This is a genomic window from Pseudomonas sp. PHC1 (assembly GCF_046487845.1).
GTDB classification, from domain to species: domain Bacteria; phylum Pseudomonadota; class Gammaproteobacteria; order Pseudomonadales; family Pseudomonadaceae; genus Aquipseudomonas; species Aquipseudomonas sputi.
In genome coordinates, this window is the sequence record NZ_JBJXHJ010000017.1 from 1 (window position 1) to 24,931 (window position 24,931).

At 60.4% G+C, this 24,931-nt stretch carries 28 protein-coding genes and 1 pseudogene; 18 read left to right on the forward strand and 11 right to left on the reverse strand.

All coding sequences use genetic code 11. The features are described from left to right. Nucleotides 1-181: 181 nt before the first annotated feature. Nucleotides 182-1,402: a CaiB/BaiF CoA transferase family protein gene (locus ACKJSM_RS19815; RefSeq protein WP_410238602.1), complete on the reverse strand. Its 1,221-nt coding sequence runs from the start codon at nt 1,400-1,402 to the stop codon at nt 182-184. Between the two features lie 13 nt (nt 1,403-1,415). Then, nucleotides 1,416-2,597, reverse strand: coding sequence for an acyl-CoA dehydrogenase (locus tag ACKJSM_RS19820; protein WP_410238603.1), 1,182 nt, complete (start codon nt 2,595-2,597; stop codon nt 1,416-1,418). Between the two features lie 158 nt (nt 2,598-2,755). Between ACKJSM_RS19820 and ACKJSM_RS19825 the strand changes: the two genes are divergently transcribed. The 10 genes from ACKJSM_RS19825 (at nt 2,756) to ACKJSM_RS19870 (ending at nt 12,598) form a co-directional block, all read left to right on the forward strand. After that, a complete protein-coding gene (locus tag ACKJSM_RS19825; RefSeq protein ID WP_410238604.1) occupies nt 2,756-3,655 on the forward strand; it encodes a LysR family transcriptional regulator in 900 nt (299 codons plus the stop codon). A gap of 434 nt (nt 3,656-4,089) precedes the next feature. Beyond that, nucleotides 4,090-5,211 (forward strand): Re/Si-specific NAD(P)(+) transhydrogenase subunit alpha, encoded by a 1,122-nt coding sequence (locus tag ACKJSM_RS19830; RefSeq protein ID WP_011331831.1) that lies wholly within the window; start codon nt 4,090-4,092, stop codon nt 5,209-5,211. Between the two features lie 15 nt (nt 5,212-5,226). Continuing rightward, nucleotides 5,227-5,547 (forward strand): NAD(P) transhydrogenase subunit alpha, encoded by a 321-nt coding sequence (locus ACKJSM_RS19835; protein ID WP_003220416.1) that lies wholly within the window; start codon nt 5,227-5,229, stop codon nt 5,545-5,547. Then, nucleotides 5,547-6,980 carry an NAD(P)(+) transhydrogenase (Re/Si-specific) subunit beta gene (locus ACKJSM_RS19840; RefSeq protein WP_085613551.1) on the forward strand — a complete coding sequence of 478 codons (1,434 nt, stop codon included), beginning with the start codon at nt 5,547-5,549 and terminating at the stop codon, nt 6,978-6,980. Before ACKJSM_RS19835 ends, ACKJSM_RS19840 begins: the two co-directional genes overlap by 1 nt. Before the next feature lie 214 nt (nt 6,981-7,194). Beyond that, a complete protein-coding gene (locus ACKJSM_RS19845; protein ID WP_410238605.1) occupies nt 7,195-8,688 on the forward strand; it encodes an acetyl-CoA hydrolase/transferase family protein in 1,494 nt (497 codons plus the stop codon). Nucleotides 8,689-9,009: 321 nt separating this feature from the next. Then, a complete protein-coding gene (locus ACKJSM_RS19850; RefSeq protein WP_011331828.1) occupies nt 9,010-9,225 on the forward strand; it encodes a DUF1127 domain-containing protein in 216 nt (71 codons plus the stop codon). A 333-nt stretch (nt 9,226-9,558) separates the two neighbouring features. After that, nucleotides 9,559-9,876: a DUF2388 domain-containing protein gene (locus ACKJSM_RS19855; protein WP_236180088.1), complete on the forward strand. Its 318-nt coding sequence runs from the start codon at nt 9,559-9,561 to the stop codon at nt 9,874-9,876. A gap of 107 nt (nt 9,877-9,983) precedes the next feature. Continuing rightward, nucleotides 9,984-10,292: a DUF2388 domain-containing protein gene (locus ACKJSM_RS19860; RefSeq protein ID WP_236180086.1), complete on the forward strand. Its 309-nt coding sequence runs from the start codon at nt 9,984-9,986 to the stop codon at nt 10,290-10,292. 27 nt (nt 10,293-10,319) lie between these two features. Further along, a complete protein-coding gene (locus tag ACKJSM_RS19865; protein ID WP_007953910.1) occupies nt 10,320-10,640 on the forward strand; it encodes a DUF2388 domain-containing protein in 321 nt (106 codons plus the stop codon). Further along, the gene (locus ACKJSM_RS19870; protein ID WP_410238606.1) at nt 10,637-12,598 is read left to right on the forward strand and encodes a DUF4105 domain-containing protein; all 1,962 of its coding nucleotides are present in this window, start codon (nt 10,637-10,639) and stop codon (nt 12,596-12,598) included. Before ACKJSM_RS19865 ends, ACKJSM_RS19870 begins: the two co-directional genes overlap by 4 nt. 53 nt (nt 12,599-12,651) lie before the next feature. On the opposite strand, the pseudogene ACKJSM_RS19875 reads toward ACKJSM_RS19870, so the two are convergent. The 3 genes and pseudogenes from ACKJSM_RS19875 to trpB form a co-directional block, all read right to left on the reverse strand. Next, nucleotides 12,652-12,792 (reverse strand): annotated as a pseudogene (locus tag ACKJSM_RS19875) (RcnB family protein); the annotation flags it as partial. Nucleotides 12,793-12,821: 29 nt separating this feature from the next. After that, nucleotides 12,822-13,634, reverse strand: coding sequence for a tryptophan synthase subunit alpha (gene trpA, locus ACKJSM_RS19880; protein ID WP_236180083.1), 813 nt, complete (start codon nt 13,632-13,634; stop codon nt 12,822-12,824). Beyond that, nucleotides 13,634-14,881, reverse strand: coding sequence for a tryptophan synthase subunit beta (gene trpB / locus ACKJSM_RS19885; protein WP_410238607.1), 1,248 nt, complete (start codon nt 14,879-14,881; stop codon nt 13,634-13,636). Before trpB ends, trpA begins: the two co-directional genes overlap by 1 nt. A gap of 112 nt (nt 14,882-14,993) precedes the next feature. Between trpB and ACKJSM_RS19890 the strand changes: the two genes are divergently transcribed. Beyond that, a complete protein-coding gene (locus ACKJSM_RS19890; RefSeq protein WP_410238608.1) occupies nt 14,994-15,911 on the forward strand; it encodes a LysR family transcriptional regulator in 918 nt (305 codons plus the stop codon). On the opposite strand, the gene ACKJSM_RS19895 is transcribed toward ACKJSM_RS19890, so the two are convergent. After that, nucleotides 15,884-16,210, reverse strand: coding sequence for a YqjD family protein (locus tag ACKJSM_RS19895; RefSeq protein WP_236180079.1), 327 nt, complete (start codon nt 16,208-16,210; stop codon nt 15,884-15,886). The two genes, ACKJSM_RS19890 and ACKJSM_RS19895, sit on opposite strands and share 28 nt — an antisense overlap. Nucleotides 16,211-16,366: 156 nt before the next feature. Here ACKJSM_RS19895 and ACKJSM_RS19900 point away from each other — a divergent pair, with 156 nt between their 5' ends. After that, a complete protein-coding gene (locus ACKJSM_RS19900; protein WP_007953919.1) occupies nt 16,367-16,582 on the forward strand; it encodes a dodecin in 216 nt (71 codons plus the stop codon). A 128-nt stretch (nt 16,583-16,710) separates the two neighbouring features. Then, complete coding sequence (locus ACKJSM_RS19905) at nt 16,711-16,935, forward strand: DUF1161 domain-containing protein (protein WP_410238609.1); 225 nt, start codon at nt 16,711-16,713, stop codon at nt 16,933-16,935. Between the two features lie 60 nt (nt 16,936-16,995). On the opposite strand, the gene ACKJSM_RS19910 is transcribed toward ACKJSM_RS19905, so the two are convergent. Further along, on the reverse strand, nt 16,996-17,997 hold the full coding sequence (locus ACKJSM_RS19910) for an LLM class flavin-dependent oxidoreductase (RefSeq protein WP_039764807.1): 1,002 nt from the start codon (nt 17,995-17,997) through the stop codon (nt 16,996-16,998). A 243-nt stretch (nt 17,998-18,240) separates the two neighbouring features. Here ACKJSM_RS19910 and ACKJSM_RS19915 point away from each other — a divergent pair, with 243 nt between their 5' ends. Beyond that, entirely contained in the window at nt 18,241-18,672 is a 432-nt protein-coding gene (locus ACKJSM_RS19915; protein ID WP_410238610.1) for an OsmC family protein, read from the forward strand. 103 nt (nt 18,673-18,775) lie between these two features. Continuing rightward, a complete protein-coding gene (locus tag ACKJSM_RS19920; RefSeq protein ID WP_074689739.1) occupies nt 18,776-19,015 on the forward strand; it encodes a DUF1161 domain-containing protein in 240 nt (79 codons plus the stop codon). A 6-nt stretch (nt 19,016-19,021) separates the two neighbouring features. Here ACKJSM_RS19920 and ACKJSM_RS19925 read toward each other — a convergent pair whose 3' ends face one another. Together ACKJSM_RS19925 and ACKJSM_RS19930 are read right to left on the reverse strand one after the other, a co-directional pair. Then, nucleotides 19,022-19,441: a hypothetical protein gene (locus tag ACKJSM_RS19925; RefSeq protein ID WP_236180075.1), complete on the reverse strand. Its 420-nt coding sequence runs from the start codon at nt 19,439-19,441 to the stop codon at nt 19,022-19,024. 40 nt (nt 19,442-19,481) lie between these two features. Beyond that, nucleotides 19,482-19,904 (reverse strand): hypothetical protein, encoded by a 423-nt coding sequence (locus tag ACKJSM_RS19930; RefSeq protein WP_410238611.1) that lies wholly within the window; start codon nt 19,902-19,904, stop codon nt 19,482-19,484. Nucleotides 19,905-19,961: 57 nt separating this feature from the next. On the opposite strand from ACKJSM_RS19930, the gene ACKJSM_RS19935 reads away from it, so the two are divergent. Continuing rightward, complete coding sequence (locus ACKJSM_RS19935; protein ID WP_410238612.1) at nt 19,962-21,047, forward strand: aminopeptidase; 1,086 nt, start codon at nt 19,962-19,964, stop codon at nt 21,045-21,047. A 3-nt stretch (nt 21,048-21,050) separates the two neighbouring features. Here ACKJSM_RS19935 and ACKJSM_RS19940 read toward each other — a convergent pair whose 3' ends face one another. Both ACKJSM_RS19940 and ACKJSM_RS19945 read right to left on the reverse strand, forming a co-directional pair. Beyond that, complete coding sequence (locus tag ACKJSM_RS19940; protein ID WP_236180069.1) at nt 21,051-21,701, reverse strand: HAD family hydrolase; 651 nt, start codon at nt 21,699-21,701, stop codon at nt 21,051-21,053. A 28-nt stretch (nt 21,702-21,729) separates the two neighbouring features. Continuing rightward, nucleotides 21,730-22,275, reverse strand: coding sequence for a gamma carbonic anhydrase family protein (locus tag ACKJSM_RS19945; protein ID WP_064379538.1), 546 nt, complete (start codon nt 22,273-22,275; stop codon nt 21,730-21,732). 62 nt (nt 22,276-22,337) lie between these two features. Here ACKJSM_RS19945 and prlC point away from each other — a divergent pair, with 62 nt between their 5' ends. Both prlC and ACKJSM_RS19955 read left to right on the forward strand, forming a co-directional pair. After that, entirely contained in the window at nt 22,338-24,416 is a 2,079-nt protein-coding gene (gene prlC / locus ACKJSM_RS19950; protein ID WP_410238613.1) for an oligopeptidase A, read from the forward strand. After that, nucleotides 24,413-24,703 carry a YheV family putative zinc ribbon protein gene (locus tag ACKJSM_RS19955; RefSeq protein WP_410238614.1) on the forward strand — a complete coding sequence of 97 codons (291 nt, stop codon included), beginning with the start codon at nt 24,413-24,415 and terminating at the stop codon, nt 24,701-24,703. The genes prlC and ACKJSM_RS19955 overlap by 4 nt, the downstream gene beginning before the upstream one ends. The last annotated feature ends 228 nt before the right edge of the window (nt 24,704-24,931 follow it).

The window sequence follows — 24,931 nt, forward strand, 5'->3', positions numbered from 1 at the left end:
TGAATCTCAAGGAGTTTTCCGTTTCGACTGCGCCGGAAGTGGGGCGAATTATAGAGACTCAGAATCTGCCGTCAACCATTAATTTCGCTTTTCTTTCAATAAGTTGCAGATAGACTGAAAAACACCCGATTCTGTCTATATAGAAGAAAGGATCAACGCTCCTTCTATATAGAGAGAACAATCAGAGCACTCCATCCTCTTTCATCGCAGCCACTGCCCCCGCCCCCAAGCCCAACACACGCTGCAGAACCTCCAGCGTATGCTCACCCAGCAAAGGAGGCGCAAGCCGATACTCGACAGGAGTCCGCGATAACCGAATCGGGCTGGCCACCTGCGGCACCATTCCCGCGAGCGCATGCGGCAGCTCGATCGCCAAACCACGAGACTTCACCTGTGGATCCTCAAACACCTGCGACAGATCATTGATCGGCCCACACGGCACACCAGCCTGCTCCAGCTGACTCACCCACTCCGCGGTGGTCTTGAAAACCGTCGCCTGGCGGATCAGCGGAATCAGCACAGCCCGGTTCGCCACCCGCAGCTTATTCGTCGCGAATCGCGGATCGTCAGCCCACTGCGGCTGACCCGCCACTTCGGCAAACTTGCGAAACTGTCCGTCATTACCCACCGTGAGAATGAAGTCACCGTCTGCTGTAGGAAAATCCTGATAAGGCACGATGTTCGGATGCGCATTCCCCAGCCGCTTTGGCGCAGTGCCCGTCGTCAGGTAGTTCATCGCCTGATTGGCCAGGCATGCCACCTGCACATCCAGCAGCGCCATATCGATATGCTGCCCACCGCCATCGTGATCACGATGAGCCAGCGCTGCCAGGATCGCCACAGTCGAATACAACCCCGTCAGGATATCCGTAAGCGCCACGCCCACTTTCACCGGGCCAGCGCCCTCATCACCTTCAGGTCGCCCGGTCAGACTCATCAACCCACCGAGACCCTGAATCATGAAGTCATAACCCGCACGCTTGGCATACGGCCCGGTTTGTCCGAAACCTGTGATCGAGCAATAGATCAGATCCGGATTGATCGCCTTCAGCGACTCGTAATCCAGGCCATAAGCCGCCAGACCACCCACCTTGAAGTTTTCGATCAGGATATCGGATTTGGCTGCCAGCTCCCGAACCAGCTTCTGCCCCTCGGGGCGAGTGAAGTCGATCGTCACCGATTGCTTATTGCGATTGGCCGACAGGTAGTAAGCCGCTTCGCTGGTGTTCTCGCCGTAAGCGTCTTTCAGGAAAGGCGGCCCCCAGGCGCGAGTGTCGTCACCATTGCCCGGGCGCTCGACCTTGATCACTTCCGCCCCAAGGTCGGCCAGAATCTGACCAGACCACGGGCCGGCCAGCACTCGCGATAAATCCAGTACCCGCAGATGCGACAGCGCGCCCATGGTCGCTCTCCTGTTAATAGAACGCCTGCAGGCCGGTCTGCGCACGACCGAGGATCAGCGCGTGAACGTCATGGGTACCTTCATAGGTATTCACGACTTCCAGGTTGACCAGGTGACGGGCCACACCGAATTCATCGGAGATCCCGTTGCCGCCCAACATGTCACGCGCCATGCGGGCGATCTCGAGAGACTTGCCGCAAGAGTTACGCTTCATGATCGAAGTGATTTCAACCGCAGCGGTGCCCTCGTCCTTCATGCGACCCAGACGCAGGCAGCCTTGCAGCGCCAGAGTGATCTCGGTCTGCATGTCAGCCAGCTTCTTCTGGATCAACTGAGTGGCGGCCAGCGGACGACCGAACTGTTGACGATCCAGCGTGTACTGGCGAGCGGTGTGCCAGCAGAACTCGGCCGCGCCCAGCGCGCCCCAGGAGATGCCATAACGCGCAGAGTTGAGGCAGGTGAACGGACCTTTCAGACCACGCACGTCCGGGAATACGTTCTCCTCCGGCACGAACACGTTATCCATGACGATTTCGCCGGTGATCGACGCCCGCAGACCAACCTTGCCGTGAATCGCTGGCGCACTCAGGCCTTTCCATCCTTTCTCCAGAACGAAGCCGCGGATGTCGCCGGCATCGTCCTTCGCCCAGACCACGAACACATCGGCGATCGGGCTGTTGGTGATCCACATCTTGGCGCCGGTCAGGCTGTAGCCGCCGTCGACTTTGCGTGCACGCGTAATCATCGCGCCCGGGTCGGAACCGTGGTTCGGCTCGGTCAGACCAAAGCAGCCGATCCACTCACCGGAAGCCAGTTTCGGCAGGTACTTCTGTTTCTGCGCTTTAGTACCGAATTCATTGATTGGCACCATCACCAGCGAAGACTGCACGCTCATCATCGAACGATAGCCGGAGTCGACACGCTCGACTTCACGGGCGATCAGGCCATAGCTGACATAGTTGAGACCGCTGCCACCGTACTGCTCGGGGATGGTCGCGCCCAACAGACCAACCTCACCCATTTCACGGAAGATCGCCGGATCGGTCTTCTCATGGCGGAAGGCTTCGAGAACGCGTGGCGCGAGGCTTTGCTGGGCGAATTGCTCGGCAGTGTCGCGGATCATGCGTTCTTCTTCAGTTAGCTGTTGATCCAGCAGCAGGGGATCGATCCAGTTGAAGCTAGCTTTACCGCCCATGAATGAGTCCTCGCAAATCGGGTGAATTAACGTGGCATTGATCCTAGGCCCGCTTCGCTGTCCCGGCAAACGAGGATTTCGCATCCTGTTGTGCTAATTTCTCACTCCGAAACGTCGCGAAATGCCAATTGAGCGATGTATTAGTGAGGTTGACGTACATGCGCCGCAAGATACCCAGCACCACCGCCCTGATCAGCTTCGAGGCCGCCGCCCGGCACGAGAGCTTTACCAAGGCAGCCGAAGAACTTTCCCTCACTCAGGGCGCCATTTGCCGACAGATCGCCAGCCTGGAAGACTTCCTCAGCGTCGAACTCTTCCGACGTTCGCGTCGCGGAGTGAAGCTGACAGAAGCAGGGCTTTCCTACAGCCGGCGCGTCGCCACCCAACTCGACGCCGTTGAGCGCGACACCCTGTCGGTGATGGGTCAGCAAGGTGCCAACGTGATCGAACTCGCCGTGGTGCCCACCTTCGGCACGCAATGGCTGCTGCCAAGACTGAAGGACTTCCAGCTCAAGCACCCGGAAGTGACGGTCAACCTGACCAACCGCACCCGCCCGTTCCTGTTTGCCGACACTGACTTCGATGCCGCCATCTACTTCGGTGATGCCGACTGGTCCGGTACCGAATCCCACAGGTTGATGGGCGAGAATCCTATGCCGGTGTGCAGTCCCGCCCTGCTGGGCAAAAAGACGCATCTGACACCCGACGACATCGCCGACCTACCTCTGCTACAGCAAACCACCCGGCCCTACGCCTGGCGACAGTGGTTCAATTCACAACATCTGAACATCCCCCGCGACATGACAGGTCCGCGCTACGAGCTATTCTCCATGCTGGCTCAGGCGGCCATGCACGACATGGGCATCGCGCTGATCCCACCCTTCCTGATTCAGCGCGAACTGGCCGAGAAACGCTTGGTTATTGCCAACCCGAACGCGCTCTCCAGCATCAAGGCGTACTACCTGATGATTCCGGAGCGTAAGGTGGAATCGGCGTCACTCAAGGCTTTTCGCGACTGGCTGGTGAACCAGGCACACAGCTACAACCTAGAAGACTAAAGGGCTCCAGCGATTGCTAACCCCGTAGTCAGGAAAATTAAAGCCCTACAGATATAACTATTTGTCGCAAATAGACAGACTGTATCCGAAAGTCGTACAGACGTCCCACAAGCGCCTGCCGGCGCGGCTTTGCGCCCTCATTCGCGACTCATTGCGGCCTATTCACGCCACCGATGAGAAATTTCTTCAAATTCATCCAGACTCCTTGAAAGGCACGGCCTGCAAGGGATTCAACTGGCCATCTGCGACATTCGGTCACGGGATGACTTGTAGTTAATTTTCCGTCACCCGTCATAATCCCTTGAAGGGCATAAACTTCGCCTGCAAAATGCCGCGCCCCGCCCTGATTTGGCGGGATCGTGCTGATCGGCCGCCCCAGTCGCACCATCCGTAGTGCATGGGTTTACTCAATAAGATCACGCAGGAGATTTGACGTGCACATTGGTGTTCCTCTCGAAACCCAGACCGGTGAAACACGGGTTGCTGCAACCCCGGAAACCATTAAAAAGCTGATCAGCCAAGGTCATAAGGTCACTGTGCAAACCGGCGCCGGCGTTAAAGCCAGCGTTGTCGACAGTGCCTATGAAGCGGCAGGCGCGACCATTGGCAGTGCCAATGACGCATTTGGCGCCGAGCTGATTCTCAAAGTGGTCGCGCCAAGCGATGCCGAACTGACGCTGATCAAGCGCGGAACGGTGCTGGTGGGCATGCTCAACCCGTTCAACAACGACACCATCGCGAAGATGGCCGAGTGCGGGATCACCGCGTTCGCCCTGGAAGCGGCGCCACGGACCTCTCGGGCCCAGAGCCTCGACGTGCTGTCGTCCCAGGCGAACATTGCCGGCTATAAGGCCGTGCTGCTGGCCGCTCACTATTATCCGCGCTTCATGCCGATGCTGATGACCGCTGCGGGCACCGTGAAGGCGGCGCGCGTGCTGATTCTGGGGGCCGGTGTAGCCGGGTTGCAGGCGATTGCCACGGCGAAACGTCTGGGTGCCGTCATCGAAGCGTCCGACGTACGTCCGGCGGTGAAGGAACAGATCGAGTCCCTCGGCGCCAAGTTCGTCGACGTGCCTTACGAGACCGATGAAGAACGCGAATGCGCGGTCGGCGTCGGCGGTTACGCACGCCCGATGCCGGCGAGCTGGATGCAGCGTCAGGCCCAGGCCGTGCACGAGCGCGCCAAGCAGGCTGACATTGTCATCACCACCGCACTGATCCCGGGTCGCAAGGCACCGACGCTGTTGAGCGCGGACACTGTGGCGCAGATGAAACCCGGCTCGGTGGTCATCGACCTCGCTGCAGCCCAGGGTGGCAACTGCCCGCTGACTGTGGCCGATCAGGTCGTGATCGAGAACGGCGTGACCATCGTCGGCCCGACCAACCTCGCCGGTGAAGTCGCCGCAGACGCCTCGGCGCTGTACGCACGCAACCTGCTGGACTTCCTGAAGCTGGTATTCACCAAAGAAGGCCAGTTCGAAGTGAACCTCGAAGACGACATCGTCGCCGCGTGCCTGATGTGCCGCGACGGCCAAGTCATCCGCAAAAACGCCTAAGCAGGGATTCAGACGATGGAAGAGCTTATCTCCCCCGGTATCTACAACCTGATCATCTTCGTGCTGGCGATTTATGTCGGTTACCACGTGGTCTGGAACGTTACACCCGCGCTGCACACGCCGCTGATGGCGGTGACCAACGCCATTTCGGCGATCGTGATCGTCGGCGCCATGCTCGCGGCTGCACTGACCGTCACCCCGCTGGGCAAGACCATGGGCACCCTCGCCGTGGCGCTGGCCGCGGTCAACGTGTTCGGTGGCTTCCTGGTCACCCGCCGCATGCTTGAGATGTTCAAGAAGAAAGCCCCGAAAGCAAAAGAAGAGGCGCCTAAGTAATGAGCATGAACCTCGTCACGACGCTCTACCTGATCGCGTCGATCTGCTTCATCCAGGCCCTCAAAGGCCTGTCGCACCCGACCACGTCGCGCCGCGGCAACTTGTTCGGCATGCTCGGCATGGCGTTGGCAATCATCACCACTGTCGGCCTCATCTATAAGCTGGGCGCTGAGCTTGCGACGGCGGGCATCGGTTACGTGATCGTCGGCCTGCTGATCGGCGGCACCGCCGGTTCGATCATGGCCAAGCGCGTTGAAATGACCAAGATGCCGGAACTGGTCGCGTTCATGCACAGCATGATCGGTCTGGCAGCGGTGTTCATCGCCATTGCGGCAGTGGTCGAGCCGCAGTCGCTGGGCATCGTCAAGCAACTGGGCGACTCGATCCCGGCGGGTAACCGTCTGGAGCTGTTCCTCGGCGCAGCCATCGGTGCCATCACCTTCTCCGGTTCGGTGATCGCGTTCGGCAAGCTGTCGGGCAAGTACAAGTTCCGTCTGTTCCAGGGTGCACCGGTACAGTTCAGCGGTCAGCACAAGCTGAACGCGGTACTGGGTCTGGCGACGCTGATCCTCGGCGTCACCTTCATGCTGACCGGCAACCTCGCTGCGTTCGCACTGATGCTGGCCCTGGCGTTCGTCATGGGCGTGCTGATCATCATCCCGATCGGCGGCGCCGACATGCCGGTGGTGGTGTCGATGCTTAACAGCTATTCCGGCTGGGCGGCGGCGGGTATCGGCTTCTCGCTGAACAACTCGATGCTGATCATTGCCGGCTCCCTGGTGGGTTCGAGCGGTGCGATCCTCTCGTACATCATGTGCAAGGCGATGAACCGTTCCTTCTTTAATGTACTGCTCGGCGGTTTCGGCAATACAGCAGACGCCGGTCCTGCCGGTGAGAAGGAAGCCCGTCCGGTGAAATCCGGTTCGGCTGACGACGCGACTTTCCTGCTGACCAACGCCGACACCGTGATCATCGTGCCGGGTTACGGCCTGGCGGTGGCCCGTGCACAGCACGCATTGAAAGAGCTGACCGAGAAGCTGACCCACCATGGCGTCACCGTGAAGTACGCGATCCACCCGGTGGCCGGTCGGATGCCTGGCCACATGAACGTATTGCTGGCCGAGGCCGAAGTGCCGTACGACCAGGTGTTCGAGATGGAAGACATCAACTCCGAGTTCGGTCAGGCCGACGTGGTGCTGGTGCTCGGCGCCAACGACGTGGTGAACCCGGCCGCCAAGAACGATCCGAAATCGCCGATTGCCGGCATGCCGATCCTCGAAGCGTTCAAGGCCAAGACCATCATCGTCAACAAGCGCTCGATGGCCAGCGGCTATGCCGGTCTGGACAACGAACTGTTCTACCTGGACAAGACCATGATGGTCTTCGGCGACGCGAAAAAAGTCATCGAAGACATGGTCAAAGCGGTCGAGTAACCCTCGCCGGCAACACCGAACGCCCCGACTTGTCGGGGCGTTTTTGTTTGTGCAAAACGTCGGACAATTTGCCGCGTTGTTGCAGATCCAGTAACGGTGTTTTACTTGAAACCCGCTAAATAGACGCCTCGTTTGCGACCTTGGTAGCGGGACAGGCGCTCGCGAAATTCACTAGACTGCGCATCCTGCTACTCGCTGCCCGAGAAAATAATCCATGTACCGTGACCGTATTCGCCTGCCTTCGTTGTTGGATAAAGTGATGAGCGCCGCCGACGCCGCTGCGCTGATTGAGGACGGCATGACCGTCGGCATGAGCGGCTTCACCCGCGCCGGCGAAGCCAAAGCCGTTCCCCACGCCTTGGCCGAGCGAGCCAAGGTCACGCCGCTGAAGATCAGCCTGATGACCGGTGCCAGCCTGGGCAACGACCTCGACAAGCAACTGACTGAGGCTGGCGTGCTGTCCCGACGCATGCCGTTTCAGGTCGACAGCACCTTGCGCAAGGCAATCAACGCCGGCGAAGTGATGTTCATCGACCAGCACCTGTCGGAAACCGTCGAACAACTGCGCAACCAGCAGCTGAAGCTGCCGGACATTGCCGTTATCGAAGCCGTGGCCATCACCGAACAGGGCCACATCGTGCCAACCACCTCGGTGGGCAACTCGGCGAGCTTCGCGATCTTCGCCAAACACGTGATCGTCGAGATCAACCTGGCGCACAACGCCAACCTCGAAGGTCTGCACGACATCTATATCCCGACCTACCGCCCGACCCGCACGCCGATCCCGCTGGTAAAGGTTGACGACCGTATCGGTAGCACCGCGATCCCGATCCCGCCGGAGAAGATCGTCGCCATCGTCATCACTCAACAGTCAGATTCGCCGTCCACCGTGTCGTCGCCGGATGTCGACACCCAAGCCATCGCCGATCACCTGATCACGTTCCTCAAGCAGGAAGTCGATGCCGGGCGCATGACCAACAAGCTCGGCCCGTTGCAAGCCGGAATCGGCAACATCGCCAACGCGGTGATGTGCGGGCTGATCGATTCGCCGTTCGAAGACCTGACCATGTACTCCGAAGTGCTGCAGGATTCGACCTTCGACCTGATCGACGCCGGCAAGCTGAGCTTCGCCTCCGGCAGCTCGATCACCCTGTCGGAGCGGCGCAACAGCGACGTGTTCGGCAACCTGGAAAAGTACAAGGACAAGCTGGTACTGCGTCCGCAGGAAATCTCCAACCATCCGGAAGTGGTGCGGCGCCTGGGCATCATCGGCATCAACACGGCCCTTGAGTTCGACATCTATGGCAACGTCAACTCGACCCATGTCTGCGGTACGCGGATGATGAACGGCATTGGCGGCTCTGGCGATTTCGCGCGCAACGCCCACCTGGCAGTGTTCGTGACCAAATCGGTTGCCAAGGGTGGCGCGATTTCCAGCGTGGTGCCGATGGTCAGCCACGTCGACCATACCGAGCATGACGTCGATATCCTGGTGACCGAGGTGGGCTTGGCCGACCTGCGCGGGCTGGCGCCACGGGAACGCGCCCGAGTCATCATCGATAACTGTGTGCACCCTGATTACCGCCCTGCGCTGAACGATTACTTCGAAAAGGCCTGTGCCATTGGCGGCCACACCCCGCACATTCTGCGTGACGCCCTGAGCTGGCACATCAATCTGGAAGAAACCGGTCGCATGCTGGCGGTGTAATCCGCACAGATTTCCCGCTGGTGCCAACACAGTTTCGCCAGCGGGATTCTGAAAACCAATGCAACCGTCAAAAACTGTACTGCTGTACTGGTCTTTTCCTACAGCTTTTACCCACCTCACCCATTGAACCGGGCAAAAATGCACCAAATAAGCGCGGACAGGTACAGTTTGCGCAATTTTGACCCGTACACCCTCTATAAACAGTTAACTGGTCACTCACAATACAGGTGAACTGTATCTAGAGAGTCTGGCCAAACGAGAGGATCATGGGCACCAGTTAAACCACTACCTAATCCCGCCACAAGCGGAAGGATGTCAACCATGGAACGTACACTCAGTTCCGAACTGTTCTTCGAAGACAAAGCTGTAAAAACCCAGGCTTCCCTGCCTCTGCGCGTTATCGCCAACCTGATGTTGTGGCAGCGCCGCATCTCCAGCCGCCACCAATTGGCTCGTCTGGACTCGCGTCTGCTGGCCGATGCCGGTATCAGCGAAGCACAACGCTACGAAGAGCTGAGCAAGCCGTTCTGGCGCTAAGCAGCGTCGCTGGCTCTGGTCGCTAGACCCACCGCCAGCAACCCGAATTGAACACACAAGACCCGTCGCGGGAAACCGCGACGGGTCTTGTTGTTTCAGGGCAGAGAAACCTGAATACCCAGCCTGAAACACCAAACAGGTACAGTCTCTAATAAATAGATAAACGACAAGTACAGTTACGCAAAATATGTTCAGGCCTGCATCCTGACCACTGTGCGAATTCGCAACGGAAGCCTAAGCTCCATGCAGAACGTGGCGAATGCTGTGCGACTGGCGTCTGACTTGCAGACACCGAGCCACCTCTCAATACGGTTAATCCACAGGAGTTCTCCCATGTCCCGTCTTCGTCTGTTCAGCGCCGCCGCCCTGCTGGCCGTAGCTGCCAACGCCAGCGCCACCAGCTTCATCGTGACCACCGACGCCGTGGTTGGCGCGCTCAAGTCTTCTTCCGATGCCACCTCCGACGTCACCTCGTCCTTCCGTGACGACAAGATCGTGCTCGCTGCCCGTGACGACGCTGCCAGCTTCGTTGCCAGTGAAGGCGAAATCCGTGGTGTGAAACTGGAGAGCGCACTGGATCACATCCGTCATCAGGCTCCGCAACTGAACGCGACCGACGCACAGCTGGCCCAGGCCATTCTGACGCTCTAAGCGACAGGGGCATCGCGGGACACGCCGCTCGTGTCCCGATGTTTCGGCGCTGGCTCTGGTCCGGGCATTGCGCTAGCCTTGGGGCTCGCCAACAGTTGCCGAGTCCCATGCGTTTTCTTACAAATCTGCTTATACCCTCTGTACTGATTACCGCCAGCTGGATTCCTTTGGCAGACGCCTTCGATGTGTCCACACAAAACACCGTAGTCAGCGTCTGGGCCACCGGCATGGTGTCGTCCGCGCCGTTCGACCGTAAACTGATCATCGCCGCGCACGACGATGCCGCGGCATTCGTTGCCAGTGACGGCCGGATGCGCGGTGCACAGCTTGAGTCCGCCCTGCATTACCTGCGAAAGAGCCGGCCAAAACTTCATGTCAGCGACCTTGAACTGGCAGAGGCAATTCTCGTCCAATAGTCATCCCTGTCCTTTCGGAGTCGTTCCATGCGTAGCCCGCTGATTGCTGCCGCCCTTGGCCTGCTGTTGTTGGCCGATATGGCCCAGGCGCACACCCTGGTAGCCACCAGTAACATCATCGTCCGCGCGTCCCAGCGCACCATCGATTTCACCTCCGACACCACCACGTCGATTCGCGATTCGAAAATCATCCGCGAAGCCCACGACGACGCTGCCAGTTTCGTGGCCAGCGACGGTGATATCCGTGGTGCAAACCTGGAAGCGGCCTTCAATACTTTGCGCACGCGCGTGCCGGAAGCCCGCGACGCCAGTGATCAGGTACTCGCCGAAGCCATCCTCGCACTGTGAAGTCGCTCGGCGCCTGGCTGCTGGCCGGGGCGTTGTTGCTGCTTGGCAACAGCGCCCACGCCGGCTTGCAATTGCGGCTCAAGACCGACGGTCTGAGCCCCGCTCAACAACAGGCCAGCCAGGCGCTGCTCGATGAAGCCATGCAGGCGTTGCCGCCGAGCTTCATCGAACGCCTGGACCGGCGTATCGATGTCGGCTGGACCGACGACATGCCCGGCAACGCCTATGGTCAGGCAACCCTCGTCGCCGAGCTGGACCTGAACCGCAAACTGCTGGCCAGCCTCACTGACGGCAGTGCAGCGACAGAAAAAACCAATCGCCCCCACGGCACCGTTCGCCGGGAACTGCTGGCGACAGTGCTGCACGAAATCACCCATATTTACGATCGCGCGCGCCTGTGGCCGGCGGCCGAGCGCACGCTGATCCAGCGCTGCACCCGACGTAACAGCAGCGCCGGGCTGATCGGCATTCCCGACGAATGCCGAGGCCAGAACGGTCGTCGCTTCACCCTCAGCGATGATCCACGCCTGCTCGACCTCGCCGGCTGGCAACAATACGTCGGGCGCCGGGGTGAGCGGGAACAGCACAACCGGCAGATCGCTCGCAGCCCCGACCTCTACGAAATCTCCAGCCCGAAGGAGTTTGTCGCGATCAACATGGAGTATTTCCTCCTCGACCCGAGCTACGCCTGCCGTCGCCCGGCGCTGTATCGCTATTACCAGCAACACTTCGGCTGGGCACCGCCGACCAAGGATGTCTGCGCCAAAACCTTCGCCTTCCTCAACGCCGGCAACGACTTTGCCAAACAGCCCCTGGGCCAGGTCGATCCGGAGCGCGTGTATGCGGTGGACTACCTGCTGGCCGAAGCCAACCAGAATTGGGTCAGCCGTTGGGGTCACAGCATGCTGCGTCTGGTGATCTGCGCACCGGGCCGGCCACGTGGGCCGGACTGCCGACTCGATCTGGATCAGCATCTGGTGTTGTCCTACCGCGCCTTCGTCGGTGACGTGCAGCTGTCGAGCTGGGACGGTCTGGTCGGCAAGTACCCGTCGCGCCTGTTCGTGCTGCCGCTGGCGCAGGTGATCGACGAATACACCAAGACCGAACTGCGCAGCCTGGCCTCGGTGCCGCTGAATCTCTCGCGCAGCGAAATCGAGGGCGTGGTCGAACACGCCGCCGAAATGCACTGGAGCTACGACGGCAATTACTTTTTCCTCTCCAACAACTGTGCCGTCGAAGGCCTGAAACTGCTGCGCAGCGGCAGCAACAATGCCCGGCTCACCGGCCTCGACAGCATCATGCCCAACGGCTTGCTGGAAGTGCTGAAGGGACGTGGCCTGGCGGACACCAGCGTGCTCGATGATCCGAAAGAAGCGCTGCGCCTGGGTTATCGTTTCGACTCGTTCCGTGATCGTTATCAGGCGATGTTCGATGTCTTGAAGAAACAGTTGCCGATCAAGCAGACAACCGTTGAAGAATGGCTGTCGCTGTCCGCGGAAGAGCGTCGCCCCTGGTTCGAACGGGCCGACCTGCGAACCAGCGCTGCGCTATTGCTATTGGAACAGGCCAGTTTCCGCCGCCAACTGCTGCTGGCTCAGGATGAGGTCAAGCAACGCTACCTCGGCGCCCGGGAGCTGGAAAACGGTGGCATGGACAAGGCCAATGCGACCTTGCAACAGATCCTCGCCAACAGCGGCTTCCTCAGCCGCCCCGCAGAACTGCTGGATTCCCGAGGTTATGGCCTGCCGCAACCGAGCGAGTTCAGCCGCCTGGAAGCGGAAAGCAGCCAGCGCCAGAAACAGCTGCTGGCCCTGACCGGCGATCTCGATAAGGAAGTACGCGCACTGCTGGAGCCCAAACGAGCTGCCGAGATGGCGGCCAACGAGGCTAACGTGAAGCAGATCGGCGAGCATCTGCGCAAACTGCACAAAGCTTCCGGCGGGCTGGAACTGCCCTGAAAACAAAAGACCGCAGCCTTTAAAGGCTGCGGTCTTTTTTATTGCCTGACGGATCAGTACAGAACGCCATCCAGCACTTCGTAAACGATCCCGGTGCCCACCGCGATCAGCACGATGTCACCGCCGACGCGACGCCATTCAAGACCCGGATTAAAAGGCAGGCGACTCAGGGCCCGGTTATCCAGGCGCTCTCCCTGATTCCTCTTTATCAGGAACCTAACCTTCAGCTGACGCGAGCCTTACGCACGCCTTCGGACAGCGCCGAGCACAGGCTCAGCACGCCATCGATGGCCTGATCCGGCGTGGTCGCGTTGGCGATGTGATCGATCAGCGCCGAGCCCACCACCACGCCATCGGCCAGACGCGCGATGGACGCGGCCTGCTCCGGCGTGCGGATACCAAAACCGATGCTGATCGGCAGATCGGTATGACGACGCAGACGCGCCACCGCTTCCTCGACGTGTTCCAGAGTCGCCGCACCGGCACCGGTCACACCGGCAACCGACACGTAGTAAACAAAGCCAGAGCTGCCGTTCAACACTTTCGGCAGACGCACATCATCGGTCGTCGGGGTGGTCAGGCGAATGAAGTCGATGCCCGCAGCCTGGGCCGGGTCGCACAGCTCCGCGTTGTGCTCCGGTGGCATGTCGACCACGATCAGGCCATCGACGCCGGCCTCTTTGGCTTCGGCGATGAAGCGTTCTACGCCGAACTTGTGGATCGGGTTGAAGTACCCCATCAGCACCAACGGCGTTTCACTGTTGTCCTTGCGGAACTCGCGGACCATTTGCAGGGTTTTGACCAGGTTCTGCTTGGCACCGAGGGCACGGATGTTCGCCAGCTGAATCGCCGGGCCGTCGGCCATCGGATCGGTGAACGGCATGCCCAGTTCGATCACGTCGGCACCGGCTTTCGGCAGGCCTTTGAGGATCGCCAGCGAAGTGTCGTAGTCCGGGTCGCCAGCGGTGACAAAGGTCACGAGGGCGGCGCGGTTCTGTTCTTTGAGTTCGGCAAAGCGGGTTTGCAGGCGGCTCATCAGTGTTTCTCCTGCTTCGATTGCTCTTGTTGAGAGTGTTCCATGTGGTGCATGACGGTCTGCATGTCTTTGTCGCCGCGACCGGACAGGTTGACCACCATCAGGTGATCCTTCGGCAGTTTCGGTGCGCGTTTGAATACTTCGGCCAGGGCATGGGCGCTTTCCAGTGCCGGGATGATCCCTTCCAGACGGCAGCACTGGTGGAAGGCGGCCAGAGCTTCGTCGTCGGTCACCGAGGTGTACTGAACGCGGCCGATGTCATGCAACCAGGCGTGCTCAGGGCCGATGCCCGGATAGTCGAGGCCGGCGGAAATCGAGTGGGCGTCGATGATCTGGCCATCGTCGTCCTGCAGCAGGAAGGTGCGGTTGCCGTGCAACACACCCGGTACACCGCCGTTGAGGCTGGCCGCGTGCTTGCCGCTCTCGATGCCATAACCGGCGGCTTCGACACCGATGATTTCCACGCTTTTGTCATCGAGAAACGGATGGAACAGGCCCATGGCGTTTGAACCGCCGCCGATGCACGCCACCAGGCTGTCCGGCAGACGACCTTCCTGAGCTTGCAGTTGATCGCGGGTTTCCTTGCCGATCACGGCCTGGAAGTCGCGAACCATTGCAGGATAAGGGTGCGGGCCAGCCACGGTACCGATCAGGTAGAAGGTGCTGTCGACGTTGGTCACCCAGTCACGCAGCGCTTCGTTCATCGCATCTTTCAAGGTGCCGGTGCCGGCGACCACCGGGATCACTTCGGCGCCCAGCAGCTTCATGCGGAACACGTTGGCCTGCTGACGCTCGATGTCGGTGGTGCCCATGTAAATCACGCAGTCCAGACCGAAACGAGCCGCCACCGTAGCGGTGGCCACGCCGTGCATGCCGGCGCCGGTCTCGGCGATGATGCGCTTCTTGCCCATGCGCCGGGCCAGCAGGATCTGGCCAATGCAGTTGTTGATCTTGTGCGCGCCGGTGTGGTTCAGCTCTTCGCGCTTGAGGTAGATCTTGGCGCCGCCGCAGAATTCGGTCAGGCGCTCGGCGAAATACAGCGGGCTCGGACGTCCGACGTAGTCGCGCTGGAAGTAGGCCAATTCCTCTTTGAACGCCGGATCTCCCTTGGCCGCTTCGTATTCGCGGGCCAGGTCGAGGATCAACGGCATCAGGGTTTCGGCGACGTAACGGCCGCCGAACGAGCCAAACAGGCCGTTGGCGTCAGGGCCGTTACGCAAATCGGAGGTGTTCGAAGTCTGGGTCATGGTTCGCTCCAGCGGATTTCACGAGAAGACAATGGCGTTCACTCTACCCCTGACCTTCCAGGCTGAAAACCGATAAGATCGCCACAACCTGTCAGGAAAACTCACAGATATCATGAGCCATGACCTTCCCCCGCTGAACGCCCTGCGCGCCTTCGAAGCCACCGCCCGCCTGAACAGCGTCAGCCAGGCTGCGGAGCAACTGCACGTCACCCACGGTGCGGTCAGTCGCCAGCTCAAGGTGCTGGAAGAGCATCTAGGTGTCAGTCTTTTCGTCAAGGACGGTCGCGGCCTGAAACTCACAGATGCCGGCATCCGCCTGCGCGATGCCAGCGGCGAAGCGTTCGACCGCTTGCGCAGCGTTTGCGCCGAACTGACCCAAAGCACCGCCGATGCGCCGTTCGTGCTCGGTTGCTCCGGTAGTTTGCTGGCGCGCTGGTTCATTCCGCGATTGGGAAGGCTGAATGCCGACCTGCCGGATCTGCGCCTGCATCTGTCGGCCGGGGAAGGCGATCTCGATCCAAGGCGCCCGGGGCTCGATGCGCTGCTGCTGTTCGCCGAACCGCCATGGCCGGCGGACATGCAAGTGTACGAGCTGGCCAGCGAGCGCATCGGCCCGGTCATGAGCCCGCTGTTCAGCGGCTACCAGCGCCTGCAATCGGCACCGCCCGGCGCCCTGCTCGAGGAGCCCTTGTTGCACACGACTTCACGCCCGCAAGCCTGGCCGAGCTGGGCGCAGCAAAGCGGCCTCGACGCCAAGGCGTTAAAGCTGGGGCAAGGTTTCGAGCATTTGTATTACTTGCTGGAAGCCGCTGTCGCCGGACTGGGCGTGGCGATCGCGCCGGAACCGCTGGTGACCGAAGACTTGAGGGCTGGGCGCCTGGTCGCGCCGTGGGGTTTCAGTGAAACCCCGGCGCAACTGGCGTTGTGGATACCCAAGCGCGCCGCAGACGGGCGCGCCCGGCAACTGGCGCAGTGGCTCAGGAACGAGCTGCGCCAAGCGGATCATTCGCCGCGCTTGAACAGCAAGTAAGCGGCCAGCAGACCCAGCGCGCCCACCGCCACACCGGCGGTCGTCCAAGGATGTTCCTGCGCGTAATCGCGGGTGGCGATCCCGGTCTCGCGGGTTTTGACTTTGACTTCTTCATAGGCATCGCTGAGCAGGTTGCGCGAATGTTTCAGCGCGCTTTCAGCGTTGCTCTTGAGCGCCTTGAGGGTCTTGCGCGACTCGTCCGAAGCGTCGTCCTTCAGGCTTTCCAACGACTTGAGCAGACTCTCGATCTCCGCTTCCATGCTTTGCAACGAGGCTTTGCGTAACGAGGTGTTGGCCATGGTGGCTCTCCTGCAATGGTGATGAGTGGCGTGTGTTGGTTGGGACTTCAGCGTTTCTGGAAAGTGCAGAAAATATGAACTTCCTCTCGCCCGGATCGCCGAAATCAACACGGCAAATCGCTGCTAGGCTCAATTGCACACTTCAAGGAGAACACCATGAGTGACCATCACACCTACAAGAAAGTCGAGCTGGTCGGTTCGTCCACCAGCAGTATCGAAGACGCCATCAACAATGCGCTGGCCGAAGCCAACAAGAGCATCAAACATCTGGAATGGTTCGAAGTGACCGAAACCCGCGGGCACATCAAGGACGGCAAGGCTGCCCACTTTCAAGTGACCCTGAAAGTCGGGTTCCGGATTGCCAGCAGCTGAGTTTGGTCTACGCTTCTGAACTTGCGCGCTGGCCGAGTGCCATAGGAATGGCAATGCGCTACGAGGTGAGTGCATCGAGCGAACGGCTCGATGCCCGCCTTAATTAATCCGACCAGGGAGTGCGACCGATGAAGAAGTTGATATTGGCAGTAGGTTTGTTGAGCCTTGCGGGTGGTGCGTTTGCTGCCGGCAAGCCCTGTGAAGAACTGAAGGCCGAGATTGCGGCCAAGCTGGATGCCAAGGGCGTTTCCGGGTATTCGCTGGAAGTTGTCGACAAGGGTGCGGCCAGTGGCGGCAACGTCGTCGGTACCTGCGAAGGTGGCACCAAAGAGATCGTCTACACCCGCGGCTGATCAGCCGGAAAAACAAAAGCCGACGCCATGCGTCGGCTTTTTTGTGCACGATTTCGGCGATCAGCCCTTCATCACCTGCGCCAGCAGTTCGTAGGAATGCAGGCGGTCGGCGTGTTCATACAGGTCGCAGGTGAAGATCAGCTCATCCGCCTGGGTCTGTTCGATCAACACTTCGAGTTTCGCGCGGATTTTCTGCGGGCTGCCGACCATCGCCAGACCGAGGAAATCACCCACGGCCTCACGCTCGTGGGGCAACCACAGACCGTCCATGGTTTTCACCGGCGGGCGCTGCACCAGACTTTGCCCACGCATCAGCGCGAGGATTCGCTGATACACCGACGTCGCCAGGTAGTCGGCCTGTTCATCGGTGTCGGCCGCCACCAGCGGCACACCGAGCATTACGTACGGTTTGTCGAGCACTGCCGATGGCTTGAAGTGATTGCGGTAGACGCGAATCGCCTCGTGCATGAAACGCGGTGCGAAATGCGAGGCGAAGGCGTAGGGCAAACCGCGCTCGCCGGCCAGTTGCGCACTGAACAGACTGGAACCAAGCAGCCAGATCGGCACGTTGGTGCCGGTGCCCGGCATCGCGATCACCCGCTGATCCGGAGTGCGCGGACCGAGAAAGCGCGCCAGCTCAGCCACGTCTTCGGGGAAATCATCAGCACTGCCGGAACGCTCACGACGCAAGGCGCGGGCGGTCATCTGATCGGAACCCGGCGCACGGCCCAGACCGAGGTCGATGCGTCCCGGATACAGGCTTTCGAGGGTGCCGAACTGCTCGGCGATCACCAGCGGTGCATGGTTGGGCAGCATCACGCCGCCGGAGCCGACCCGGATGGTCGACGTGCCGCCGGCCAGGTAGCCCAGCAACACCGAGGTGGCGGAACTGGCGATGCCATCCATGTTGTGGTGCTCGGCGACCCAGAACCGGGTGTAGCCGAATTTCTCGACATGCTGCGCCAGATCCAACGAGTTGCGCAGTGACTGCGCCGGGCTGCCGTTCTCGCGCACCGGCACCAGATCGAGGGTGGAAAACTTTACGTCGGACAGTTGCTTCATAAACCTGCATCTCCGATTGAGGGCGCAGGTATGTTCTTGGCGAACGTAAACCTGCCCAATTCATAAGCGTGTTCTGTGCAATGAGGGCATATACCCGAGTTTCAATAGCCGATCTGAAATTTCCTACTAAAAAAGTCAACGATTCACATGGGCTGAACTTTGTTCCGCCGTCTATCCTCAGAAGCCTTGCAGGCAAAAACCACGACGGCGCGGCGTTTCGCGCCCGATTTGAAGGAGGCACACATGGCTATCGTGAAGAAAGCATCCGCACATTGGGAAGGTGACCTGAAAACCGGCATCGGCTCGATTTCCACCGAAACCGGCGTCTTGCGTGAAGCCCCCTACGGCTTCAAGGCCCGCTTCGAAGGCGGCAAGGGCACCAATCCGGAAGAACTGATCGGCGCCGCCCATGCGGGCTGTTTCTCCATGGCGTTTTCGATGATCCTCGGCGACGCCGGGCTCAAGGCCGACAGCATCGACACCCAGGCCGAGGTCACGCTGGACCAGATGGACGGCGGCTTTGCAATCACCGCAGTGAAACTGATCCTCAAGGCAAAAATTCCGGGAGCGACCCAGGCGCAGTTCGAAGAGCTGAGCAACAAGGCCAAGGAAGGTTGCCCGGTGTCGAAGGTGCTGAATGCGAAGATCAGTCTCGACGCATCGCTGGTCAGCTGACTGCCTTGAGCCGGATCAGAACCCGCCAGGCAAAAATGTGGTCGAATAAATGACAGCAGCTTTCGCGCATCTTCGTGCGCGCTGCTTCGATGGAGCTTCAACCATGAAACGTTTTGCCTTGGCGGTTATCTGTGGCGTGCTGGCAACGTCGGCCTTCGCAGCGCCCAAAGACTGCGAAGAACTCAAGCAAGAGATCGAAATCAAGATTCAGGCGAACGCCGTGCCCTCCTACACCCTGGAGATAGTGTCCAAAGAGGAGGCTGAAAAACACGACGTCGCCATGATCGTCGGCACCTGCGACAACGGCACCAAAGCCATCATTTATCAGAAGAACGACCGCTGACGCGCATCAAATGATGCAGTTGACTTCGCGATCCTCGGCGACGATTTCCCGCTTGTCGTTGTACAGGCGAGCACTCGGGGTAAACGCCAGAGAGCGGCCTTCCAGTCTGTAACGCTGCCCCGCTTCGAAGTGATCGTAACGGATGGTCAGATAGCACAGGCGCTCCACAGGGCCGGTCATCAGGCTGCCGCCTCCGCCGAACACTTCAAAGTCGAAGCGCACCCGCAGCTCGTGGCTGCCGGGCGTGACCTGAAAGAAACGCCCATCAGTCAGCCGCTGGTTGTCGAGACGCTCGGCCATCAGCAGTTTCCCGCCAGGGGTCGGCGTCGAGAACTCGACCCAGGCCATGTTCGGATCAACGGGGGGCAAGGGTGTCTGGCAACCGGCGAGCAAGCCTGCGGCCAGCAACAGCATCAACGTGCGCATGATGAATGTCCGTGAGTTCGGACATCCAGCATAACGCCGATCAGGTTCGCTGGCAGCCCGCCGGCGTGCCCTGGCCCACCACGTTGCGTTGTTGATCGTAGAGCTTGGCCCACGGGCGGAAACCGATGCTTCCCGCCTGCAACTGATAACGCTGGCCAGCATTGAAATCCTTGAATTTCACGTTCAACTGACAATCGCGCCACAAGGGTTCGGCATCCGGGCCAATGTTGGTCGCTTCGACCGGGAATTGATAACGCACCGTCAGTTCATGGCTGCCGGGCTGCACTTGGAAGTAACGATGATCGACGGCCGCCTTGTCGTCGACTTCCAGCGCCTGCAGCGCTGTGTCCTGTTGCTGGGCATCCAGATCGATCCAGGCCTGCGAGGGGTCAGGGGTCGGCATTCCGAATCCGGCACAACCGGCCAGCGTCAGCACGCTTCCTGTCAGTATCAACATGCGCATAGCGGAGCTCCAATGGGCGGGATAGTCTTGGACAGACTTTCCGGGGGATTTCTTATTTTGATCAGGCCGCTTCCAAGCCATGGGTTACTTGATCGCGTTTTGCGGGTTTTGTTTCCGGGTGTGATGATTTTGTTGCTCAACGGTTGCTCGAGCCTGAGCTACTACAGCCAGCTGGCCAGCGGTCAGTTGCAGCTATTGCAGGCGCGGGAGCCGGTAGCCAAGGTGATCGCCGATCCGACCCGCGACGCCAGACTGCGCACTCACCTGGCCCAGTCCCAAAAAGCCCGGGCCTTCGCCAGCGAACATTTGCACCTGCCGGACAACCAAAGCTATCGCCTCTACGCCGACATCGGTCGGCCGTTTGTCGTGTGGAATGTGTTCGCCACCCCGGAGTTTTCCCTGAGCCCGCAGAACCATTGCTTCCCGATTGCCGGTTGCGTGGCCTATCGCGGCTATTACAGTCAGAGTGCGGCGCGGGGCGAAGCCGCGATTCAGCGCCTGCAAGGCATGGACGTTTCGATCGGCGGCGTCGAGGCCTATTCGACCCTGGGCTGGTTCAATGACCCGATCCTCAACTCGATGATGGGCTGGGGCGACGAGCGTCTGGCAACGCTGATCTTCCATGAACTGGCTCACCAGCGTTTCTATGTGAAGGACGACACCGAGTTCAACGAGTCCTTCGCGACCTTTGTCGAGCAGGAAGGTACGCGGCAGTGGCGAGCGTTTCGTGGCTTGCCCCCGGAAAACGATTCAAAACTGAAGCAACGGGATCAATTCATTCAGTTGATCCTCGATACCCGCTCACGTCTTGAAAAACTCTATGCACAACCGCTGGCGACGGCGCAGATGCGCGAGCGCAAGGCGGCGGAGTTCGAACGGTTTCGACACGACTACCGAACGATGCGCGATGGCCAGTGGGCCGGAGACAAACGCTATGACGCCTGGGTCAATGCGCCGTTGAACAACGCGCGGCTGCTGCCGTTCGGGCTGTATGACCAGTGGGTGCCGGCGTTTGCGGCGTTGTTCAGGCAGGTGAAGGGAGATTGGCCGCAGTTTTATGCGCGGGTCGATCAGCTGGGTAAATTGCCGGCGGACAAGCGCAAGGCAGCCCTGCGCGAGCTGGCTGCCCCTCGCTCGGATTGACGATCAGCGCTGCACAAACGCCTGATGCAACTCCGCCAGAGTCTCGAAGTGATACGCCGGCGCTTCAGCGCTCAGCTCTTCATGGCTGCCGAAACCGTAACCCACTGCCGCCGCGTCCAGACCGTTGCTGCGAGCACCGATCAGATCATGCTTGCGGTCACCGATCATCAGCGTGCTGGCCGGATCCAGCCCTTCCTCGGCCATCAAGTGGGCAATCAACTCGACCTTGTTGGTGCGAGTGCCATCCAGTTCGCTGCCGTAGATCACCTTGAAGTGTCTGGCGAAATCAAAGTGCCGGGCGATTTCCCGAGCGAACACCCATGGCTTCGACGTCGCGATATACAGCTGCCGGCCTTGGCCACTCAGGGTTTCCAGCAACGGCGTGACACCGTCGAACACTCGATTCTCGTACAGGCCGGTGACCTTGAAGCGCTCGCGATAGAAATTCACCGCTTCCCAGGCCTTGGCTTCGTCGAAGCCATAAAACTGCATGAACGCCTGCAACAGCGGCGGGCCGATGAAGTGTTCCAGTTTGGTCAGGTCCGGCTCATCGATGCCGAGTTTGCTCAAGGCGAACTGGATGGAACGGGTGATGCCCTCACGAGGGTCGGTGAGGGTGCCGTCGAGGTCGAACAGTACGGTCTGGTAATGCATGAAGAATCCCGGGCGGTAGAGAGAAAAGTCAGAGTTGGTCGTAGCCTTCAGCCAGATGCAGGTCCTTGAGCTTCACGTAGTTCGCCGCGCTGTAGGTGAAAAAGGCGTTTTCCTTGTCGGTCAGCGGGCGAACCTGTTTCACCGGACTGCCCACGTACAGAAAGCCACTTTCCAGGCGCTTGCCCGGCGGCACCAGGCTGCCGGCGCCGATGATCACGTCGTCCTCGACCACTGCGCCGTCCATGACGATGCTGCCCATGCCGATCAGCACGCGGCTGCCGACGGTGCAGCCGTGCAGCATGACCTTGTGAGCGATGGTCACGTCATCGCCGATCAGCAGCGGGAAGCCGTCCGGGTTGAACGGGCCGGCGTGGGTGATGTGCAACACGCAGCCGTCCTGCACGCTGGTGCGGGCACCGATGCGGATGCGGTGCATGTCGCCGCGGATCACGGTCAGCGGCCACACGGAACTGTCTTCGCCGATTTCGACGTCGCCGATCACCACCGCCGAGCCGTCGACAAAAGCGCCTTGGCTCAGGCGTGGGGTGTGATTCTGGTACTTGCGAAGGGACACGATTAGTTCTCTCTCTGTCGCCGATAGCTGCGGTGGGTGTCGATTGTAATTAAGATGGGCGCATGTTTCTTCCAGCCAAGGTGCCAACCGTGAGCGTGAACAACCCTCTTCTGCAGTCCTACGACCTGCCGCCGTTCTCCGCGATCCGTGCCGAACACGTGCAGCCGGCCATCGAAACCATCCTGGCCGACAACCGCGCCGCCATTGCCGAAATCCTCAAGACCCAGGGCCAGAACCCGACCTGGGCCGGGCTGGTGCTGGCGATGGACGAACTCAATGATCGCCTGGGCGCCGCCTGGAGCCCGGTCAGCCACCTCAATGCCGTGTGCAACAGCGCCGAACTGCGTGAAGCCTACGAGTCGTGCCTGCCGGCATTGAGCGCCTACTCCACCGAGATGGGCCAGAACCGCGAACTGTTCCAGGCCTATGAAGCCCTGGCCAACAGCCCCGAAGCCGCCGGTTTCGACGTGGCGCAAAAAACCATTCTGGAACACGCCCTGCGCGATTTCCGCCTTTCGGGTATTGATCTGCCGGAAGCCGAACAAAAGCGTTACGCCGAAGTGCAGAGCAAGCTGTCCGAGCTGGGCAGCCGCTTTTCCAACCAGTTGCTCGACGCCACTCAGGCCTGGACCAAGCACCTGACCGACGAAGCCGCCCTCGCCGGCCTGACCGATTCGGCCAAGGCGCAAATGGCCGCCGCCGCACAGGCCAAAGGCCTCGATGGCTGGCTGATCACCCTGGAGTTCCCGAGCTACTACGCGGTGATGACCTACGCCCAGGACCGCGCGCTGCGTGAAGAAGTCTACGCCGCCTACTGCACCCGAGCGTCGGATCAAGGCCCGAATGCCGGCCAGAACGACAACGGCCCGGTCATGGACGAAATCCTCGACCTGCGTCAGGAACTGGCCAAACTGCTCGGTTTCTCCAGCTTCTCCGAACTGAGCCTGGCCACCAAAATGGCTGAATCCAGCGATCAGGTACTGAGCTTCCTGCGTGACCTGGCCAAACGCAGCAAACCGTTCGCCGCCCAGGATCTGCAGCAGCTCAAGGCATACGCCGCCGAGCAGGGCTGCGCCGATCTGCAAAGCTGGGACAGCGGTTTCTACGGTGAAAAACTCCGTGAACAACGCTACAGCGTCGCCCAGGAAACCCTGCGCGCCTACTTCCCGATCGACAAAGTGCTGGGCGGGCTGTTCGCTATCGTCCAGCGTCTGTACGGCATCGAAATCGCCGAACTGAAAGGCTTCGACACCTGGCATCCGGACGTGCGCCTGTTCGAAATCAAGGAAAACGGTCAGCACGTCGGCCGCTTCTTCTTTGACCTCTACGCCCGCGCCAACAAGCGTGGCGGTGCCTGGATGGACGGCGCCCGCGACCGTCGCCGCACCGTCGATGGCGTGCTGCAAAGCCCGGTGGCCAACCTGGTGTGCAACTTCACCCCGGCCGACAGCGGCAAACCTGCGCTGCTGACCCACGATGAAGTGACCACCCTGTTCCACGAATTCGGCCATGGCCTGCATCACCTGCTGACCCGCGTCGAGCATGCCGGCGTGTCCGGCATCAACGGCGTGGCGTGGGACGCGGTCGAGTTGCCAAGCCAGTTCATGGAAAACTGGTGCTGGGAACCGGAAGGCCTGGCGCTGATCTCCGGCCACTACGAAACCGGCGAGCCGCTGCCGCAGGATCTGCTGGAGAAAATGCTCGCAGCCAAGAACTTCCAGTCCGGCCTGATGATGGTGCGTCAGCTGGAGTTCTCGCTGTTCGACTTCGAACTGCACGCTACCCACGGCGACGGCCGCAGCGTTGCGCAAGTGCTCGAAGGCGTGCGCAACGAAGTCTCGGTGATGCGTCCACCGGCCTATAACCGCTTCCCGAACAGCTTCGCGCACATCTTCGCCGGCGGTTACGCGGCGGGTTACTACAGCTACAAGTGGGCGGAAGTACTGTCGGCGGATGCCTTCTCGAAGTTCGAAGAAGACGGCGTGCTGAATGCCGACACGGGTCGCGCCTTCCGCGAGGCAATCCTGGCCCGCGGCGGCTCGCAGGAGCCGATGGTGCTGTTCGTCGACTTCCGTGGCCGTGAGCCGTCGATTGACGCACTCTTGCGCCACAGCGGCCTGAGTGAGGACGCGGCAGCATGAGTGAGGCACCCGTGAAGACCAAGAAACGCTTTATCGCCGGGGCAGTCTGCCCGGCGTGCAGCGAGCCGGACAAACTGATGATGTGGAGCGAGGACGATGTCCCGCACCGCGAATGCGTGGAGTGCGGCTACAGCGACACGCTCAATGCCCAAGGGCTGTCGGTGCCGAAAGAGCTGGGCACGCGGGTCAACACCAGCGCGCTCAAGCCGGCACCGGACAAGACGGTTCAGGCGGTGCAGTTCTTTCCGAATCCGAAGCTGAAGAAAAAGCCCGACGAGCAGCACTGAGCCACCACGACACCTTCCCCGATTCGTCGGTGGAAGGTGGTATTGGCTTAACACCTGTCCCCCGCACTTGCTTCGTAGGCTGGCCCTTTGCGCCACGCCTCGAAGGCAGTTGCCATGCCCGACACCAATCCCCTCCTGCAACACTGGACGCTGCCACCCTGGCCAGCGATTCGCGCCGAGCACCTGCTGCCGGCCGTCAACGCCATCATTGCCGACAACCGTTCGAAC

Bases quoted from the DNA above. Each gene is read 5' to 3' on its own strand.
- ACKJSM_RS19940 (WP_236180069.1), bottom strand. From the start codon at position 21,701: ATGCATTACCAGACCGTACTGTTCGACCTCGACGGCACCCTCACCGAC.
- ACKJSM_RS19865 (WP_007953910.1), top strand. From the start codon at position 10,320: ATGCGTAGCCCGCTGATTGCTGCCGCCCTTGGCCTGCTGTTGTTGGCC.
- ACKJSM_RS19855 (WP_236180088.1), top strand. From the start codon at position 9,559: ATGTCCCGTCTTCGTCTGTTCAGCGCCGCCGCCCTGCTGGCCGTAGCT.
- ACKJSM_RS19895 (WP_236180079.1), bottom strand. From the start codon at position 16,210: ATGGCCAACACCTCGTTACGCAAAGCCTCGTTGCAAAGCATGGAAGCG.
- ACKJSM_RS19835 (WP_003220416.1), top strand. From the start codon at position 5,227: ATGGAAGAGCTTATCTCCCCCGGTATCTACAACCTGATCATCTTCGTG.
- ACKJSM_RS19815 (WP_410238602.1), bottom strand. From the start codon at position 1,402: ATGGGCGCGCTGTCGCATCTGCGGGTACTGGATTTATCGCGAGTGCTG.
- ACKJSM_RS19890 (WP_410238608.1), top strand. From the start codon at position 14,994: ATGAGCCATGACCTTCCCCCGCTGAACGCCCTGCGCGCCTTCGAAGCC.
- ACKJSM_RS19845 (WP_410238605.1), top strand. From the start codon at position 7,195: ATGTACCGTGACCGTATTCGCCTGCCTTCGTTGTTGGATAAAGTGATG.
- prlC (WP_410238613.1), top strand. From the start codon at position 22,338: ATGTTTCTTCCAGCCAAGGTGCCAACCGTGAGCGTGAACAACCCTCTT.
- ACKJSM_RS19955 (WP_410238614.1), top strand. From the start codon at position 24,413: ATGAGTGAGGCACCCGTGAAGACCAAGAAACGCTTTATCGCCGGGGCA.
- ACKJSM_RS19840 (WP_085613551.1), top strand. From the start codon at position 5,547: ATGAGCATGAACCTCGTCACGACGCTCTACCTGATCGCGTCGATCTGC.
- ACKJSM_RS19820 (WP_410238603.1), bottom strand. From the start codon at position 2,597: ATGGGCGGTAAAGCTAGCTTCAACTGGATCGATCCCCTGCTGCTGGAT.
- trpA (WP_236180083.1), bottom strand. From the start codon at position 13,634: ATGAGCCGCCTGCAAACCCGCTTTGCCGAACTCAAAGAACAGAACCGC.
- ACKJSM_RS19915 (WP_410238610.1), top strand. From the start codon at position 18,241: ATGGCTATCGTGAAGAAAGCATCCGCACATTGGGAAGGTGACCTGAAA.
- ACKJSM_RS19825 (WP_410238604.1), top strand. From the start codon at position 2,756: ATGCGCCGCAAGATACCCAGCACCACCGCCCTGATCAGCTTCGAGGCC.
- ACKJSM_RS19920 (WP_074689739.1), top strand. From the start codon at position 18,776: ATGAAACGTTTTGCCTTGGCGGTTATCTGTGGCGTGCTGGCAACGTCG.
- ACKJSM_RS19910 (WP_039764807.1), bottom strand. From the start codon at position 17,997: ATGAAGCAACTGTCCGACGTAAAGTTTTCCACCCTCGATCTGGTGCCG.
- trpB (WP_410238607.1), bottom strand. From the start codon at position 14,881: ATGACCCAGACTTCGAACACCTCCGATTTGCGTAACGGCCCTGACGCC.
- ACKJSM_RS19930 (WP_410238611.1), bottom strand. From the start codon at position 19,904: ATGCGCATGTTGATACTGACAGGAAGCGTGCTGACGCTGGCCGGTTGT.
- ACKJSM_RS19900 (WP_007953919.1), top strand. From the start codon at position 16,367: ATGAGTGACCATCACACCTACAAGAAAGTCGAGCTGGTCGGTTCGTCC.
- ACKJSM_RS19925 (WP_236180075.1), bottom strand. From the start codon at position 19,441: ATGCGCACGTTGATGCTGTTGCTGGCCGCAGGCTTGCTCGCCGGTTGC.
- ACKJSM_RS19905 (WP_410238609.1), top strand. From the start codon at position 16,711: ATGAAGAAGTTGATATTGGCAGTAGGTTTGTTGAGCCTTGCGGGTGGT.
- ACKJSM_RS19850 (WP_011331828.1), top strand. From the start codon at position 9,010: ATGGAACGTACACTCAGTTCCGAACTGTTCTTCGAAGACAAAGCTGTA.
- ACKJSM_RS19860 (WP_236180086.1), top strand. From the start codon at position 9,984: ATGCGTTTTCTTACAAATCTGCTTATACCCTCTGTACTGATTACCGCC.